This is a genomic window from Flavobacterium orientale (genome assembly GCF_014638005.1).
Classification (GTDB): domain Bacteria; phylum Bacteroidota; class Bacteroidia; order Flavobacteriales; family Flavobacteriaceae; genus Flavobacterium; species Flavobacterium orientale.
Window position 1 is genome coordinate 449950 of record NZ_BMFG01000001.1, and the last position, 17894, is coordinate 467843.

General features: G+C 33.8%; 12 protein-coding genes. 10 read left to right on the forward strand and 2 right to left on the reverse strand.

Annotation, left to right across the window (positions count from 1 at the left end; genetic code table 11):
* Window positions 1-80: 80 nt before the first annotated feature.
* The 6 genes from IEV15_RS01975 (at window position 81) to IEV15_RS02000 (ending at window position 5299) form a co-directional block, all read left to right on the forward strand.
* Window positions 81-1001, forward strand: coding sequence for an ABC transporter ATP-binding protein (locus IEV15_RS01975; protein ID WP_188360812.1), 921 nt, complete (start codon window positions 81-83; stop codon window positions 999-1001).
* A 21-nt stretch (window positions 1002-1022) separates the two neighbouring features.
* Window positions 1023-2327 (forward strand): ABC transporter permease, encoded by a 1305-nt coding sequence (locus IEV15_RS01980; RefSeq protein ID WP_188360813.1) that lies wholly within the window; start codon window positions 1023-1025, stop codon window positions 2325-2327.
* 3 nt (window positions 2328-2330) lie between these two features.
* Window positions 2331-3170, forward strand: a complete 840-nt coding sequence (locus tag IEV15_RS01985; RefSeq protein ID WP_188360814.1) for a mechanosensitive ion channel family protein — start codon at window positions 2331-2333, stop codon at window positions 3168-3170.
* Between the two features lie 15 nt (window positions 3171-3185).
* Window positions 3186-4349 carry a sigma-54-dependent transcriptional regulator gene (locus tag IEV15_RS01990; RefSeq protein ID WP_188360815.1) on the forward strand — a complete coding sequence of 388 codons (1164 nt, stop codon included), beginning with the start codon at window positions 3186-3188 and terminating at the stop codon, window positions 4347-4349.
* 79 nt (window positions 4350-4428) lie between these two features.
* Complete coding sequence (locus IEV15_RS01995) at window positions 4429-5040, forward strand: DEAD/DEAH box helicase (RefSeq protein ID WP_188360816.1); 612 nt, start codon at window positions 4429-4431, stop codon at window positions 5038-5040.
* A gap of 40 nt (window positions 5041-5080) precedes the next feature.
* Window positions 5081-5299: a putative signal transducing protein gene (locus IEV15_RS02000; RefSeq protein WP_188360817.1), complete on the forward strand. Its 219-nt coding sequence runs from the start codon at window positions 5081-5083 to the stop codon at window positions 5297-5299.
* Window positions 5300-5391: 92 nt separating this feature from the next.
* Here the strand turns inward: IEV15_RS02000 and IEV15_RS02005 are convergent, their stop codons facing one another.
* Complete coding sequence (locus IEV15_RS02005; protein ID WP_188360818.1) at window positions 5392-6615, reverse strand: MFS transporter; 1224 nt, start codon at window positions 6613-6615, stop codon at window positions 5392-5394.
* A gap of 265 nt (window positions 6616-6880) precedes the next feature.
* Here IEV15_RS02005 and IEV15_RS02010 point away from each other — a divergent pair, with 265 nt between their 5' ends.
* Window positions 6881-8515 carry an ABC-F family ATP-binding cassette domain-containing protein gene (locus IEV15_RS02010; RefSeq protein ID WP_188360819.1) on the forward strand — a complete coding sequence of 545 codons (1635 nt, stop codon included), beginning with the start codon at window positions 6881-6883 and terminating at the stop codon, window positions 8513-8515.
* A 52-nt stretch (window positions 8516-8567) separates the two neighbouring features.
* On the opposite strand, the gene IEV15_RS02015 is transcribed toward IEV15_RS02010, so the two are convergent.
* Window positions 8568-9386 (reverse strand): DUF6929 family protein, encoded by an 819-nt coding sequence (locus IEV15_RS02015; protein WP_188360820.1) that lies wholly within the window; start codon window positions 9384-9386, stop codon window positions 8568-8570.
* A gap of 48 nt (window positions 9387-9434) precedes the next feature.
* Here IEV15_RS02015 and IEV15_RS02020 point away from each other — a divergent pair, with 48 nt between their 5' ends.
* The 3 genes from IEV15_RS02020 (at window position 9435) to tamL (ending at window position 17890) form a co-directional block, all read left to right on the forward strand.
* On the forward strand, window positions 9435-10316 hold the full coding sequence (locus IEV15_RS02020; RefSeq protein ID WP_188360821.1) for a PPK2 family polyphosphate kinase: 882 nt from the start codon (window positions 9435-9437) through the stop codon (window positions 10314-10316).
* A gap of 313 nt (window positions 10317-10629) precedes the next feature.
* On the forward strand, window positions 10630-15594 hold the full coding sequence (locus tag IEV15_RS02025) for a translocation/assembly module TamB domain-containing protein (protein WP_188360822.1): 4965 nt from the start codon (window positions 10630-10632) through the stop codon (window positions 15592-15594).
* 4 nt (window positions 15595-15598) lie between these two features.
* Window positions 15599-17890, forward strand: a complete 2292-nt coding sequence (tamL, locus tag IEV15_RS02030; protein ID WP_188360823.1) for a translocation and assembly module lipoprotein TamL — start codon at window positions 15599-15601, stop codon at window positions 17888-17890.
* Window positions 17891-17894: the final 4 nt, after the last annotated feature.

Sequence of the window (17894 nt, forward strand, 5' to 3'; positions counted from 1 at the left end):
AACTATAAGGGTGGGTTTTTTTTGTAACAAATTTCTAAAACCACTACCAATTGGCTATATTTACGTTTTTATAAAAATCTATGAGTACAATTCTTCAAATAAATGATTTAGTTAAGCAATATGGAAATTTTACGGCTTTAAACAAAGTGTCTTTAAGTGTTCCAACAGGAAGTATTTATGGACTTTTAGGTCCAAATGGAGCCGGAAAAACTTCGTTAATTCGTATTATCAATCAAATTACAATGCCCGATAGTGGTAGTGTATTTCTTGATGGTGAAAAATTAAAACCCGATCACATTGCTCACATAGGTTATATGCCGGAAGAACGCGGTTTATATAAATCAATGAAAGTTGGTGAACAAGCGTTGTATTTGGCTCAATTGAAAGGTTTAAGTAAAAAAGAAGCCAAAATTCAATTGGATTATTGGTTTCAAAAATTAGAAATTGAAGGTTGGTGGGACAAAAAAATTGAAGAACTTTCAAAAGGGATGGCACAAAAAGTGCAGTTTGTTGTTACCGTTTTACACAAACCTAAATTATTAATTTTTGATGAACCTTTTTCAGGATTTGATCCCGTGAATGCCAACATTATCAAAGATGAAATTTTAGAATTACAAAAAAATGGAGCAACCATAATTTTTTCAACCCATAGAATGGAAAGTGTTGAAGAGCTTTGTGACCATATTGCATTACTTCATCAATCAAATAAATTAATTGAAGGTAAATTATCTGATGTAAAAAGACAGTTTCGAACAAACACCTATAAAGTTGGAATTTTAACTCAAGATGTAGAAGGTTTAATGGTTCAATTGACTCAAAAATATACAATTGCTCAAACTAATTTTAAATCGTTAAACGATGATTTAAAGTTTGAAGTTTCCTTGGGAGAAAGTTCACCAAATGAGCTCCTTCAGTTATTACTTCAAAAAGGTCAAGTTACCCATTTTGAAGAAAATATTCCAAGTGTAAATGACATTTTTATTAAATCAGTAAGTCAATAATTTTCAATACAGAATCAAATTATGAGTGTAGTTTCATTAATTATTAAAAGAGAATTTATTGCAAAAGTTCGCAACAAATCATTTATAGTGATGACTTTTTTAAGTCCGTTACTGTTTGTTGCTATTGCTGCTTTAGTTGGTTATTTGGCTTCAATGAAAGCCGATACCAAAAAAATTGCCATACATGATGAAAGTGGAAATTTCATTTCAGTCTTTAAAAATTCGGATGCTTATTCCTATCATGATTTATCAGCAATTGATTTGCAATTTGTAAAAGACAGCATCTTAAATACAAAATATGAAGGATTGTTATACTTTCCTAAAGTAGCTAGTTTACGTGATTATGAATCAAAAATTCAGTACATTTCTAATGAAAGTCCGAGTATGAATTTCATTGGAACTATTGAAAGTTTAATTGGAAAAAAAATCACTGAGCAAAATTACATCGTTGCCGGTTTAGATACTTTAGCTATTAAAAATTCAGTTTCAAAAGTCAGTGTCAATTTAGCAAAATCTTCCGGTGAAGAAACTGTAAAAGGTTTAAACGAAATAAAAATTGCCATTGGAGGAGCGTTTGGCTATTTGATTATGATGTTCATTATAATTTATGGAAATTTAGTAATGCGAAGCGTCATTGAAGAGAAAACCAATCGAATTATTGAAATTATTATTTCTTCAGTGAAACCCTTTCAATTGATGATGGGCAAAATCATTGGTACTTCTTTAGCCGGAATTTTACAATTTTTAATTTGGGCCATAATCGGGTTTATTTTGTTTTTTGGAATTTCTACTTATTTTGGTGTTCAAATGGGAGCCACTCCCGCACTTGATGCCGGAATGATTGAAGCCGGTCAAGCGGAAATGGGTTCAAAAATGCAACTCTACATCAAAGAATTTTTAACCTTACCAATAGGAACTTTATTGGTTTCATTTGTATTATATTTTATTGGAGGTTACTTTTTATACAGTTCATTTTATGCTGCAATTGGTGCTGCTGTTGATAATGAAACCGATTCACAACAATTTTTGTTACCTATAATTATGCCTTTGGTTTTAGGGGTCTATATTGGTTTCTTTACGGTGTTGAATGATCCACACGGAACAGTAGCGACTGTTTTTTCCATCATTCCATTAACTTCACCAATCGTGATGTTAATGCGAATTCCGTTTGGCGTTCCAATTTGGCAACTGGTTTTATCAATTGTATTGTTGTTTTCTACTTTCTTCTTGGTCGTTTGGTTTGCTTCAAAAATATACAGAGTCGGGATTTTAATGTATGGAAAGAAACCAACTTGGAGAGAATTGTTTAAATGGATGAAATATTAGCCTATGGAAATTATTGAAAAATTAAAAGACATTTTAGGACTAAGTCTAATAAAAACTGAAGATGTTAATCTGACATTAGGAGCTATTATTGCATTGATAGTAGCCTTTTTAATTACAAGTTACTTACTAAAATTTATTAGAAAAGTTATAACAAGGAATCTTCCGGATGAAGATAAAAACAAGTTTGTCAGTATTTTTCAATTTGTTCAATATTTAGTTTATCTTTTTGTTATCATGTTTACGCTCAATGCATCGGGAGTAAATATTAGTGTGTTATTAACCGCATCTGCAGCCATCTTTTTAGGATTAGGATTTGCCTTGCAACAACTTTTTCAAGATTTAATATCCGGAATTTTAATAATTTTAGATCAATCATTACGAGTGGGTGATATCATTGAAATAGATGGAAAAGTTTGTAAAGTTGAAAAAATAAGCCTTCGTTCTACCAAAGCGGTTACTAGAAATCAGCGTGTAATGGTGATTCCCAATCATAAATTTTTAACCGATATTTTGTTCAATTGGACGCAAAACAGCAACATCATTCGCGAAAATATTGAAGTTGGAGTGGCTTATGGCTCCGATACGGAATTGGTAAAACAAATCTTGATTGCTTGTGCGACTAAACATGAAAGTGTTTTAAAAATTCCTGAACCTGTTGTGATGTTTGAAGATTTTGGCGATTCGTCATTAGATTTTGCGGTTTACTTTTTTGTAGATGATGCCTTCACAGTTCCAAGAGTTAAAAGCGAACTCCGATTTGAAATTGACAAACAATTTAGAGCCAATAAAGTTTCTATTCCGTTTCCGCAACGCGATGTTCATTTATTTCAACCCAAATTTTAAAATAAAAACAGAATTATGCCAAAAATATTAATTATTGAAGACGAAGCAGCCATTCGAAGAGTGTTAATCAAAATTCTTTCGGAAGAAAATGATACGTATCAAGTAGAAGAAGCCGAAGACGGACTTTCGGGTATTGAAAAAATTAAAAATGAAGACTACGATTTAGTGCTTTGCGACATCAAAATGCCTAAAATGGATGGGGTAGAAGTGCTCGAAGCCGTTAAAAAAATTAAACCTGAAATTCCGATGGTCATGATTTCCGGTCATGGTGATTTGGAAACGGCAGTCAATACGATGCGATTGGGAGCGTTTGATTATATCTCAAAACCACCGGATTTGAATCGATTATTAAATACAGTTCGAAATGCATTAGACCGAAAACAACTGGTTGTTGAGAATAAAATTCTAAAAAAGAAAGTCAGCAAAAATTATGAGATGATTGGTCAATCACAGCCAATTAATCATATTAAAGAGATGATTGAAAAAGTGGCTCCAACAGAAGCCCGTGTTTTGATTACCGGCCCAAACGGAACAGGAAAAGAGTTGGTTGCTCATCAATTGCATGAAAAGAGTGAACGTGCTTCTTTTCCAATTGTGGAAGTGAACTGTGCGGCCATTCCTTCTGAATTAATCGAAAGTGAATTATTTGGTCATGTAAAAGGAGCCTTTACTTCTGCGGTTAAAGACCGTGCCGGAAAATTTGAAGCTGCTGATGGCGGAACGATTTTTTTGGATGAAATTGGTGATATGAGTTTAGCCGCTCAAGCGAAAGTATTGCGAGCTTTACAGGAAAATTTAGTGCAAAGAGTCGGAGCTGATAAAGACATAAAAGTAAATGTTCGTGTCATTGCTGCAACGAACAAAGATTTACAAAAAGAAATTGCAGAAGGTCGTTTTCGTGAAGATTTGTATCATCGTTTGGCGGTTATTTTAATTAAAGTTCCGGCTTTAAACGAAAGACGAGATGACATTCCGTTATTGATTGAGCATTTTGCTTATAAAATTTCAGAAGAACAAGGCAACACGGCAAAACAATTCACTACAGCTGCAATTAAATTATTGCAAGAATACGATTGGACGGGAAATATTCGCGAACTTCGCAACGTGGTAGAACGTTTGATTATTCTTGGCGGAAGTGAAATTTCGGAGAATGATGTGAAGATGTTTGCCAGTAAGTAAAAATGGTAAAAGGTAATTGGTGATAGGTGAAAAGAGATCCCATTACCCATTACCCATCACTCATCACCTTTTAAAAAATATGCAACTAAAAAAAATAAACCCAAAACTTCAGCAAGCTCTTATCGAATGCGGTTTGACTGAAGCGAATGAAATTCAACAAGAAACATTTTCTACTTTAAAAAGTGGAGCAGATGCGGTTATTCAATCGCCTGCCGGAAGTGGAAAAACAACTACTTTAGTACTTAATGTTATTCAACGATTGGAAAAAGCAGTCGGCGAAAGTACAAGAGCTTTAATTGTTGTAGAAAACCGAGATAAAGTAACCGAAATGGTTGATTTATTTGAAAAATTTGGTGACTTTTTAGATTTACGTGTCATTGGTGTTCATGAAAGAGGTGATATTGATTTTGATAAAAATCAAATTTCTTTGGGAATGGATGTCTTGATTGGAACACCCACTAAGATTAACGATATGTTTGCATCTGCCGGATTCAATATGAATACCATTAAAATATTTGTGGTGGATGATGCCGAAGTGATGTTTAGAAATCGAATGGATGCTATCATTCTTAGACTTTCATTAAGTGTAGAAAAAACACAACGGGTTTTCTTCTGTTCAACCATAACCGAAAGAGTAGAAGTTCTCGCTGATAAAATCATGATAGAACCCGTTTTTTTCGAAGCAGAATAAACCTTTTACCAATTACCTATAACCCTTAACCTTTTTAAAAATGGGCATGATGAAAATATTTTCCGGAAGTCAAATTTTAGCTTCCGCATTAAAAGAAAAAATAGAAGAAATTGGCGTAGAAGTACTCCAAAAAGATAATATTCAATCTGCTCGTTTGGGTGGTTTTGGCAACTTAGATTTAGCTGTAGAATTGTTTATTGATGAACGACACTTTGGTAAAGTAGCAGAAGTTGTGGAGAAGTTTAGGATGAGTATTTAAAATTTACTTTTGGACCTGACAGGTTTAAATTAAAAAGTAATTCCTTTGAATAGTTTCTTAAAGAACCTTAATTTCAATGGTTTAAATTTATATCACCTAAAAATCTTCAAATAATAAGCTAAAACAGAAATAAACACGCCAAAAACTCCAATAAAAGCAAACGAATACCTCAAGCTGGTCAGTTCAGCAATATGACCGATAATGGGTGGTCCCATTAAAAATCCTAAGAAACTAATTCCGGTTACAATGGTTAAAGCTTCGCTTGTTGGTAATGTTGTAATTCGTCCTGTTGTGCTGTAAACGATTGGAATGACATTCGAAACGCCAAACCCAACCATCATAAATGCAATGGTACTCGGAATCAAAAATGGAAAAGCAACAGCAGTATACAATCCCAAGGAAATAGTGATTCCACTGACAAGGAGTATTTTTTGTGCCCCGTATTTTTTAACTAAAATATCACTCAAAAATCTTCCGGAAGCCATTGTAATCATAAATGAAGTATAACCTAAAATAACCAAAGACCCGGGTGCTTTTACTACATCTTTGAAATAAACACCGCTCCAGTCAAACATAATTCCTTCACTAGCTAAACAACAAAAACCAATTACACCAAGCCAAATCAACGATTTATCCGGCATTTTGAATTTTGGTTTTGCAATATCAATTGCTTGTTGAACTGCTTTCACCTTAATTAAAAAACGATAATTGATAAAAATGATTAAACCCACAACTCCAAAAACAATAATGAAATGTTGATACGGAGAAAGTTCAAAAGCCATCATCACCAAACCAACTAACGCTCCAAAAAAACCGGCTAAACTCCATGAACCGTGAAACGAACCCATAATTGGCTTTCTGAAAATTTGTTCTGTATAAACACCTTGTGTGTTGATGGAAATATTACTGAAATTTCCGCAAACTCCAAACAAATACAACCCCAATGCTAATTGCCAAGTTTCTTCTGCCAAACCAATATTGGTTAAACAAAATGCATAAAATGGTAAGGCAAACAACAATACTTTTCTACTTCCAAAACGCGTAACTATTTTTCCTGAAAAAGGCATAGCTGTTAATTGTCCGATTGGAAGAGCAAATAGAATAGTACCTAATTCTCCTTCACTTAAATCCAAAAATGATTTTATATCCGGAATTCTACTTGCCCAAGAAGCAAAGCAAAATCCCATACCAAAATAAAAAAAAGACATCGCCAAACGAATTCTGTTCAAATAAGTTTGTTTTGCTTTCCGATAGCTTTTTTTATGCTTTTGTTGCGGAATAATCTTCCCTAGAAAACTGTAGTCAAATAAAGGCATAGGTTTATTGGCTGATTGAGACCGTAAAATTAAATAAAAAAACAAGGTCTGAGCTTGATTATGATTACATTGGCTTACTTATTATCTATTTTTCAAGAATAGTTCAAGCAATTTATCAATACCAAAAATAATTGTCTTACTAATTATCATTTTCAAACTTCAAGATTCCACAAATCGATTATATTTGCACCTTGAAAATTTGAACATTCGAAAATCCAAAAATCGATTCCGATAATTATCGGAACTAAAAATCCAACACTCTAAAATGATTACAGTAAACGATATCTCCGTTCACTTTGGCGGAACCACTTTGTTCAGCGATGTTTCTTTTGCCATCAATGAAAACGACAAAATTGCCTTGATGGGAAAAAACGGTGCCGGCAAATCGACACTTTTAAAGATAATTGCAGGAGAAAGCAAACCGTCCACCGGAAATGTTTCTGTACCAAGAGATGCCGTGGTTGCCTATTTGCCTCAGCATTTGTTAACGCAAGATGGTTCAACTGTCATGGAAGAAGCTTCAAAAGCATTTGGAGAAATCTTCAAAATGAAAGCTGAAATCGATGAAATCAATGAGCAGTTAACCATCCGAACCGATTATGAAAGTGATGATTACATGAAGTTAATTGAACGAGTTTCCGACTTGAGCGAGAAATTTTATGCCATTGAAGAGATCAATTATGAAGCCGAAGTTGAAAAAATATTAACCGGATTAGGATTCGAAAGAAGTGATTTTACCCGTCAAACTTCCGAATTTTCCGGAGGTTGGCGAATGCGAATTGAGTTAGCCAAAATCCTTCTACGCAAACCCGATTTGATTCTTCTCGATGAACCAACGAACCATATGGATATCGAAAGCATTCAATGGTTAGAAGAGTTTTTAATCAATTCAGCCAAGGCAGTTGTGGTCATTTCACACGATAGAGCTTTTGTAGATAACATCACCAATCGAACCATTGAAGTTACAATGGGACGTATTTATGACTACAAAGCAAAATACACCCATTATTTAGAACTTAGAAAAGACAGAAGAATTCATCAACAAAAAGCCTACGACGAACAGCAAAAAATGATTGCCGATAATCAAACGTTTATCGATCGTTTCAAAGGAACATTCTCTAAAACAGATGCCGTTCAATCCCGAGTAAAGATGCTTGAAAAACTTGTTTTGGTTCAAGTAGATGAAGTCGATACCTCGGCATTAAAATTGAAGTTTCCGCCAGCTATTCGTTCGGGTCAATATCCCGTAATCGTTAAAGATTTAGAAAAATCGTATGGCGATAAACTGATTTTTAAAGATGCCAACATCGTTATTGAAAGAGGCGACAAAGTTGCTTTTGTTGGTAAAAATGGCGAAGGAAAATCAACCATGATCAAAGCCATTATGAAAGAAATCGAAATCAACGGTGGAAGCGTAGAAATCGGTCACAACGCACAAATTGGTTATTTTGCTCAAAATCAAGCGTCGTTATTAGACGAAAATGCAACCATTTTTGAAACCATCGACGACATTGCCGTGGGCGACGTTCGAACGCAAATAAAAAACATACTTGGAGCTTTTATGTTCCATGGAGACGATATCACCAAAAAAGTAAAAGTGCTTTCCGGTGGCGAAAAAACCCGTTTGGCCATGATAAAATTATTGCTCGAACCAGTGAATTTGCTCATTCTTGATGAGCCGTCCAACCACTTAGATATGAAAACCAAAGATATCATTAAAGATGCGTTGCGAGATTTTGATGGTACGTTGATTCTCGTTTCACACGACCGTGATTTTCTTGATGGCTTGGCGACCAAAGTCTTTGAATTTGGCAACAAACGCGTCAAAGAACATTTTGAAGACATCAAAGGATTCTTGGCCATGAAAAAAATGGAAAACCTTCGAGAAATTGAAAAATAATTTCCGGAATTAAATTATAAAACTGTCATCATTTTTAATGTTGGCAGTTTTTTTATTGATGTAATGTCAGTTTGTAAATAGTAGATTCTAATACATCCGAATCGTTATCTTCACAAAGCAAAAATTCTAAAATGGTATCTTGTTTTCTAAAAAATGTAATACCTTCAAATTTGTGAGTATCTGAAATTTTTTGAGTAAAATTAATTTCTAAACTCTCGGGGGTTAAGCTCCCGATAATGCTTCCCATAACTTCACCATCGTCAAAAGTGGAATTTGAATTTTCTGCCGAAGCTAAAAAATAAATAGTATTTGAAACCAAAACAGCATCAGTAAAGGTAGCTGCAACACCATTAATTTTTGGCAAATCAATTTGTTGATAACGGACCTCTTTTTTTTGTTCATCCAAAATAAACACACCGTTTTTTCCTCCTTTACCATTTCCACGCTGAAAAAGTAAGGTTTTGTTTTGATGATAAACAACGCCTTCAATATTGAAATCTTCTGCCGAAATTCCCGATTTAATTTTCAAACTATCGTGTTGAATTTTAATATTTCGTTCTTTAACGGTTTCGTTTTTCAGATTATAAATATAAAGTGCGTTGCGATTTTCACTCGATCCCGAACCAAAAATATAAAGTTGATTGTTGAATAAAGTGATTGACTCAAAATCAGGTTTTTCTTTTTTGGGTATATTTTCTGAAGCATTTTCTATCAAAGCAATTTTATTAAGTTTCTCATCTTCAAAGGAATAATTGTATAAATAAGAACTACTGTCTGAGATTAAAAAAAGTTCGTTTTGAGTAAAAACTAAACCTGAAGCGGCTCCAATTCCTATAATATGTAAAAAAACTTCTAACTGAAAGTTCTGCATAATTTTTCGTATTTTGGTATAAATTTAAACATTATAATTTGTTTTACTATGAAAAGCATTAATCCGGACCAATTTAAAGTTGCGGCACCCATACATCTCAAAGACGTTCCAACCTTTTTTAATGTTGAAACCTCTGAAAAGAAAAAAGAAAAAGAAATTCAAAAAGTGCGTGAAAAGTTGAGTAAACTTCAAGACATAATGTATGCTCACAATCGCTATGGTGTTTTGATTTGCTTGCAAGGAATGGATACTGCCGGAAAAGACAGTTTGATTCGCGAAGTTTTCAAAGAAATCAATGCCAGAGGTGTTGTGGTTCACAGTTTTAAAACACCTCATTCCACAGAGTTAGAACACGATTTTTTGTGGCGGCATTATTTGGCTTTGCCCGAAAAAGGAAAGTTTTCAGTTTTTAACAGAACCCATTATGAAAATGTTTTAGTGACGCGAGTGCATCCCTATTATATTATGAATGAAAATATTCCGGGTATCGAATCGGTAGACGACATAACTCCTGAATTTTGGGAGAAAAGATTTGAAAGCATCAATGATTTTGAAAAACACATTACCAGAAATGGCGTTGTGATATTGAAGTTTTTTTTACATTTAAGCAAAGAAGAACAGCGTGAACGATTGATTCGAAGATTAGAAACCGAGAAGCACAATTGGAAATTTTCGCCCGGTGATTTGAAAGAAAGAGCTCTTTGGGATGACTACCAAAAATGTTATGAAGAAGCCATCAACAAAACCTCAAAATCACATGCTCCTTGGTACATTGTTCCTGCCGATAACAAAGAAACAGCCCGATATATTGTAGCAAAAACAATTCTTGATGAATTATCAAAAATAACAGACATCAAAGAACCTGAATTAGACGATAAAGTCAAAGAAAATATTGCCATGTATCGTGATATGTTGAAGGCTGAAAAGTAATTTTTTTTGGCCGCACAACCGGGCTTTCCGCTACAATTCCTCAAGCCAAAACACAAAAAACTAAGTCCCAAAAAGAGCTTCCTCCGGTCGCTTTTTTGAGCCAAGTTTTTTTGTGTTTTGGCTCTCCGGGATTTTCGCTGCTATCCCTGGCGGAAATCGTGCCATTAACATTTTTCAGTAGACAAGAAATTCTATAACAAAACATTATAATTCTATAAACATTTATACTTTCAGAAAACTATCTTTGTTAGGTGTTTGGTTTTTTCTAATAGAAAATTTCATCAAAAAACATCTTTAACCAAATCGGCAAATTTTGAAAAAGAATTTTAGAAAAGTACTAAAAATATTCCTTTGGATACTGGGTTCCATTGTGTTTGTTTTTTTGCTTTTGGTGATTTTGCTTCAAGTTCCTGCTGTGCAAAATTTTGTTAAAGAAAAAGCGGTTTCCTACCTTGAAGAAAAAATTCAAACCAAAGTTTCCATTGATAAAATTGAAATCGGTTTACCAAAAAACGTAATCGTAGAAGGAATCTATCTTCAAGACCAACAAAAAGATACACTTTTATATGGTGAAAAAGTATTGGTCAACATTAGTTTATTCAAACTCATCCGTAGCAAAGTTGAAATTGAAAATATTGAACTAACAGGCATCGTTTCCAACATCAATCGAAATGAAAAAGGGGAATTCAATTTTGATTACATCATCAATGCTTTCGCTACTGAAGAACCTAAAGAAGAATCAAAATCAACTGAAATTCTTTTAGATAAAATTGATTTGAATAACATTCAGTTCAGTTTCAAAGATGCGTTAACAAAAAACGATTTCAACCTTACATTAGGTCATTTTGATACAAGAGTTAAATCTTTTGATTTAGAAAATTTGGATTTTGAAGTGCCAAAAATAGTGGTTGAAAACTTAAACTTAAAGTTGAAACAAGGTGTCGGCCAAGTGCTTCAAAACACTAAAGAAGTGGCCGAAGATGCAAAAAAAGAACCCAACCTAAAATTAAGAATAGGCGAAGTCGATTTAAGAAAAATCGATATTCGTTTTGAGAATGAATCCAATTATCTGGAAACCGGATTAGCTTTTGAAAAATTACTGATCAAATTCAACGAAATTGATTTAAAAAAACAATTTATCGATATCGCTTCGTTCGATTTAAAGCAAACAAAAGCCAACCTTGTTTTTGGAAAAATTGAGGAACAAGTGACAAAAGAATCAGTAACTGAAAACACTCCCAACAATTGGAAATTGAAACTGGATAAAATTTTAATTGAAAAATTAGACTTTCAATTCGACGACGAAAAATCAATACCAATCGCAAAAGGAATCGATTATAGGCATCTTCATCTTCAAAATCTAAATCTAGATGCTTCAAAGCTAAGCTATGCCACCGAAGACATGGCTGCTACTATTCATTCGTTTCAAGTAAATGATAAAAGCGGTCTAGAAATTCAATCGTTTTCAACTGATTTCAAGATGACGCCAACCGGTATTTCACTTGAAAAATTGTTCATCAAAACACCACAAACCGAAATTAAAAATAAGTTGGTTTTAGGTTTTACATCGCTGGAATCAATGGCTGAAAACCCGAGTGAGATTGCGATAGGTGCCAAACTGTTACAAACCAAAATAGCCTTTCAAGATTTATTGCTTTTTGCTCCGCAATTGGCTCAGGATAATCCGTTTAAAAGTCATCCAAATGCTATTTTGTTATTAAATACCGAACTTTCAGGAAAAGTTGGCAATCTACAAATTCCCTTTTTTCAAATCAGCGGAATTGGTCAAACCAATGCATCACTTTCCGGAAGCATTATCGGTTTACCCGATATTGAAAAAACGTATTTTGATCTTTCAATTGATCAATTTCAGTCTACTTCCAATGATGTTTTAACGTTTGTTCCGTCAAATACAATTCCTACCAACATTCAGCTACCTTCAACTTTCAATCTAAATGGGAATTTCAAAGGATTAATCAATGATTTTGAAACCAATTTAAATTTGAAAAGTAGTTTTGGTGATGCAAAAGTGGTCGCACTTTTCGATCAATCCCAAAAAGGAAACGAAAAATATGATGCTCAAATTGATTTAACAGAATTTGATTTAGGGAAGTTGATTAAAAATGATTCCATCGGAAAGCTGACTTTAAAAGCCGATGTAAAAGGAGTTGGTTTAGAACCCAAAATCGCTTCAGCTGATGCGAATTTAGAAGTAATCAAAGCGACTTTCAATTCTTATACGTACCAAAATGTTTCATTAAAAGGAGCAATCCAAAATGGGGATTTTGAAATTACAACTGCCAGTCAAGATCCAAATATCACCTTTGACGGAATTGCTTCAGGAAGTTTTAAAACCGAATATCCAACCGGAAAATTAACGTTAAATTTAGAAATGGTCGATTTGCAAAAACTTAATTTCATGGATAAACCATTCCGATTCAAAGGAATTGTTGAAGCCGATATGGCATCGACCGACATTGATTTTTTGAATGGCGATGTTGTTTTGCATGAATTTGTTTTGGCCAACGAAAAGGAGCAATTTACATTAGACTCTATCAAAATTTCGGCAACATCAACCGCTGAAAACAATAGTATACAAGTCGAATCTCAATTTTTGGATGCCGCCATTTTAGGTAAATACAAATTATCAAAAATAGGAACATCTCTTTCAAATTCTATTCAAAAATATTATAATTCACCGGAAACTGTAACAGTAAACAATACGGAAGAACAACATTTTGCCTTTAATGTAGCCGTAAAAAACACACCAATACTGCAAAAAATAATTCCCGATTTAACCGGTTTAGAACCTATTTCTATCGATGGAAGATACAACACAGTGAATGATTCCATTGTCATGAAAGGAAAAATTCCATTGATTAAATATGGAAAAATTACAATTACAAATGCTGTAATCGATTTGAATACCCTAGAAAATGCACTAGTTTATAGCGTGATTGTGGATGATATTCAAAATGAACAATTTCAAATTCCACATACCAGTTTAACCGGAAAGGCAGAAAATAATGTAATAGAATATGCTTTACAATTGCAAGATGATAAAGGAAAGGAACGTTATTTTGTAGCCGGAACATTGGAAGCTAAAAACGGTTTAAATGAAGTGAGTTTAGATTCAGAAAAACTTGTTTTAAATTACAACGAATGGCAAATGGCGGCGGATAATCTTATTCGTTTTGGACAACAAGGCATTAATGCCTCCAACTTTGATCTTTCAAAAGGTGAAAACAAACTAACTATTCAATCGGAAACGAGTAATTTGAATGCTCCAATTGCGATTGATTTTGATAATTTTGAGATAGAAACGTTAACTAGTTTTGCTCAAAGAAGTCAGTTAGAAATGACCGGAAAAATTAATGGAAATGCCAATATTAGAAACATTAATTCAACCCCAATTTTTACTTCCGATTTAACTGTAGAAAATTTCACTTTCAAAAAAGATACAGTTGGTGATGTTAAATTAAAAGTGAATAACGAAACCGCTGCTACTTTCAACGCTGAAGTATCAATTACCAGCCAAGATAACAAAGTGGATTTGAATGGTTTTTATCGCACGAGCGACAGTAGTTTTGATATGAAATTAGCCATTGATAAATTGAATTTAAAAAGTATTCAAGGATTTACAATGGGAAATTTGACGAATGGAAAAGGTTTCTTTACAGGAAATTTCGATATTTCAGGAACAGTTGATAAGCCCAAAGTAATAGGAACATTAGACTTTAATGAAATCGGATTTAAAGTCACCTCACTTAATTCCAGTTTTAAATCCATTACTGATCAAATCAAATTTACCGGTGAATCCATCGTGTTTGACAATTTTGAAATTAAAGATGAAAAAGACAATGATTTGAATATCAATGGTAGCATTCTAACTTCAACCTATCGTGATTTTCGATTTGATTTAGCAGTTATTGCCGATAATTTTAAAGCTATAAATTCTACGGCTAAAGACAGTGATTTATATTATGGTGAATTGTATGTTGACACTAGATTAAACATTCGTGGCGACATGAATAGTCCGGTAGTGAATGGAACTTTGAGGGTAAATGAAGACACAAAATTTACGGTTGTTTTACCACAATCGGATCCTTCCATTGCTGATCGTGAAGGAATTGTGGAATTCATTGATCCAAATACGGTGAAATTATTTGATGATTCTTTAGCCTTGAGAGATTCATTAAATACAAGTTCCATTCGTGGAATTTTAGCTTCAGTTAACATCGAAATTGATAAAGAAGCTGAGTTTTCTATCATTATTGATAAAGCAAATGGAGATTTTTTAAAGTTAAAGGGCGAAGCTCAATTAAGTGGTGGAATTGATCCTTCGGGAAAAACAACTTTGACAGGAAGATATGAGTTTACTGAAGGTAGTTATGAAATGAGTTTTAATTTAATCAGACGAAAGTTTGATATAAAAAGTGGTAGTTATATACTTTGGACAGGTGAACCAACTTCGGCGAATATTAATATTACGGCAATTTATAAAACTGAAACTTCGCCTTTAGATTTGGTGAGTGATCAATTGGGAGCGGTTACAGCCGATGTTAGAAATCGTTACATGCAACGAATTCCGTTTGAAACGGAACTAATAATGACCGGAGATTTAATGAAACCTGATATTGCATTTAACATTGTGCTTCCGGAAGGAAACAACAATGTTTCAACCGACATTATAAATATGACGCAAACCAGATTGGCTCAACTTCGTCAGCAACCTGATGAAATGAACAAACAGGTTTTTGCATTACTTTTATTGAACCGTTTTGTTGGAGAAAATCCGTTTGCCTTATCAGGTGGTCCAACTGCTTCTTCGTTAGCAAGAGAGAGTGCAAGTAAAATTTTATCGCAACAACTGAACAATTTAGCCGGAGATATTATCAAAGGTTTTGAATTGGAATTTGATTTAGATTCCTCCGACGATTTTACCACCGGACAACGCGAAACCCGAACCGATTTGAATGTGGCACTTTCTAAAAAATTATTAGACGATCGCTTAAAAATTACAGTAGGAAGCAGTTTCGGATTAGAAGGACCACAACAAGAAAATCAAGATGCTTCAAATATTGCAGGCGATATTTCAGCAGAATATCAATTGTCAAAAGATGGACGTTATCGTGTCAGAGCTTATCGAAGAAACCTTTATCAAGTGGCACTTTTAGGTGAAGTGGTTGAAACCGGTGTGGCATTTATTGTCACCATTGATTATAATAAATTCAAAGAAATTTTCAGTAAGAAAAAAGAAGAGCACTCAAAAAAGTAATCCGATGAACAATTTCAAAAACATAGTTATTCTATTCACAATTGCATTTTTTGCTTCTTGTAGCAATACCCGTTTTTTGCCCGATGGTGAATTATTATACACCGGTGGAAAAGTAAAAATTGAAGGAGACAGTATTTCAAGAAATGAGAAAAAAGAATTAAAAGATCAATTAGAAGACTTACTTCGCCCCAAACCCAATTCGTCCATTTTAGGTTTAAAACCAAAATTGTATTTTTATAATCTTGCCGGCGAACCAAAAAAAGAAAAAGGATTTCGTCACTGGTTGAGAAACACAGTTGGAGAAGCACCGGTTTTGTTTAGTCAAGTGGATCGACAATATAACCAAGATGTTTTGCAGAATTATGTTGAAAACAGTGGCTATTTTAATGCTCAAACTGCTTCCGATTCTACTAGAAGAAATAAAAAAGCAAGCGTAGTTTATACGGTTACACCCAAAAAGAAATACATCATTAGAAATGTAACTTTTCCGGATGATTCTACACAATTGGCAAAAGATATTAGAGATGTAACCAGACGAAGTAGATTACGCCCAAAACAAGGCTATAGTTTAGAAACCATAAAAGAAGAGCGAATTCGTATTGATACCCGTTTAAAAGAAAAAGGATATTATTATTTTAACGCTGATTATTTATTAGTTCAAGCCGACACAACTGTGGCACCACATCAAGTAGATTTATTTTTGAAGATAAAAGAGGAAACACCTGATTTAGCTAAAAAGCAATTTCGGATAAAAGACATTGTGGTTTATCCCAATTATACCATTCAAAATGATAGTGTTCGAATTACCTCGGATTCAATCGTTAAACATAATGATTTTACTATAATCGATTCAGAGAATTTATTTAAACCTCGCATTTTTGACCGGACTTTGTATTTCAAAAAGAATGATTTGTATAACAGAACAGATCACAATTTGTCATTGAATCGTTTGGTAAGTATGGGAACTTTTAAGTTTGTGAAAAACGAATTTAAAGTAGCAGATACCACCGGGAATTATCTGAATACTTTTTATTATTTAACACCGATGCCTAAAAAATCCATTCGAACAGAATTGTTGGCTAAAACCAATTCAGCCAATTACACCGGAACGGAATTAAATATTAATTGGAGTAACAGAAATACTTTCAGAGGTGCAGAATTGTTAACTATCTCTGCCTTTGGCGGGATGGAAGTACAAGTTTCAGGACAAAATAATGGTTTCAATGTTTATCGTGTAGGAACTGAAGCCAGTTTGGTTTGGCCAAGAATTATTGCACCGTTTAAATTTGTTTCATCAAGTGGATTTGTGCCTAGAACAAAAGCAACCATTGGTTATGAATATCAAGAACGAAGAAAATTGTATGCTCTTCAAACGTTCAAAGGTTCTTTTGGTTATTTATGGAAAGAAAATGAGCGAAAAGAACACCAACTTATGGTGTCGGACATAACCTATACGAGTCCACAAAATGTCACACAATTGTATCGGGATCAAATTGATTTAAATCCGTCGTTAGAACGAATTATCGAGAAACAATTGATTTTTGGACCCACTTATTCTTACACTTATACCAACACCATGCAAAGAAGAAAAAAGAATACTTTTTACTTTAAGGGAAGTGTTGATTTTTCAGGAAATATTACCGGTTTACTTACAGGAGCCGATGTCAAAAACGATAAACAAGTTGAAATTTTTAATGTTCCATTTAGTCAATTTGTCAAAATTGAAAATGAATTTCGTCATTATTTAAAACTAGGAAAAGAATCACAATTGGCCAGCCGAATCATTGTTGGAGCCGGATTTGCATACGGAAATTCGGAAGAAATGCCATTTATTAAACAATTTTTTATTGGCGGGACTAACAGTATTCGTGCTTTCCGGGCTCGTTCTATTGGTCCGGGAACTTACGACACTTCTACAAATACAGGTGTTTTTTTACCGGATGAATCAGGTGATATGAAATTGGAATTCAATACAGAATACCGGGCTCAAATTTATAATTTCATAAAAGGTGCGGTGTTTGTTGATGCCGGAAATATTTGGTTGATGAATGACAATCCTAACAAACCGGGTGCCACGTTTTCGAAAGATTTTTTAAACGAAATTGCGGTTGGAACAGGAGTTGGACTTCGATTTGATTTTTCATTTTTAGTACTGCGAACCGACTTTGCTTTTCCTATCCGAAAACCCTATTTGCCAGACGGTCAACGTTGGGTTTTGGATGATATCAATTTTGGAAGCAGTAGCTGGCGAAAAGAAAATTTGATATTTAATTTAGCCATTGGTTATCCGTTCTAATTTC

Bases quoted from the DNA above. Each gene is read 5' to 3' on its own strand.
- IEV15_RS01975 (WP_188360812.1), top strand. From the start codon at position 81: ATGAGTACAATTCTTCAAATAAATGATTTAGTTAAGCAATATGGAAAT.
- IEV15_RS01980 (WP_188360813.1), top strand. From the start codon at position 1,023: ATGAGTGTAGTTTCATTAATTATTAAAAGAGAATTTATTGCAAAAGTT.
- IEV15_RS01985 (WP_188360814.1), top strand. From the start codon at position 2,331: ATGGAAATTATTGAAAAATTAAAAGACATTTTAGGACTAAGTCTAATA.
- IEV15_RS01990 (WP_188360815.1), top strand. From the start codon at position 3,186: ATGCCAAAAATATTAATTATTGAAGACGAAGCAGCCATTCGAAGAGTG.
- IEV15_RS01995 (WP_188360816.1), top strand. From the start codon at position 4,429: ATGCAACTAAAAAAAATAAACCCAAAACTTCAGCAAGCTCTTATCGAA.
- IEV15_RS02000 (WP_188360817.1), top strand. From the start codon at position 5,081: ATGGGCATGATGAAAATATTTTCCGGAAGTCAAATTTTAGCTTCCGCA.
- IEV15_RS02005 (WP_188360818.1), bottom strand. From the start codon at position 6,615: ATGCCTTTATTTGACTACAGTTTTCTAGGGAAGATTATTCCGCAACAA.
- IEV15_RS02010 (WP_188360819.1), top strand. From the start codon at position 6,881: ATGATTACAGTAAACGATATCTCCGTTCACTTTGGCGGAACCACTTTG.
- IEV15_RS02015 (WP_188360820.1), bottom strand. From the start codon at position 9,386: ATGCAGAACTTTCAGTTAGAAGTTTTTTTACATATTATAGGAATTGGA.
- IEV15_RS02020 (WP_188360821.1), top strand. From the start codon at position 9,435: ATGAAAAGCATTAATCCGGACCAATTTAAAGTTGCGGCACCCATACAT.
- tamL (WP_188360823.1), top strand. From the start codon at position 15,599: ATGAACAATTTCAAAAACATAGTTATTCTATTCACAATTGCATTTTTT.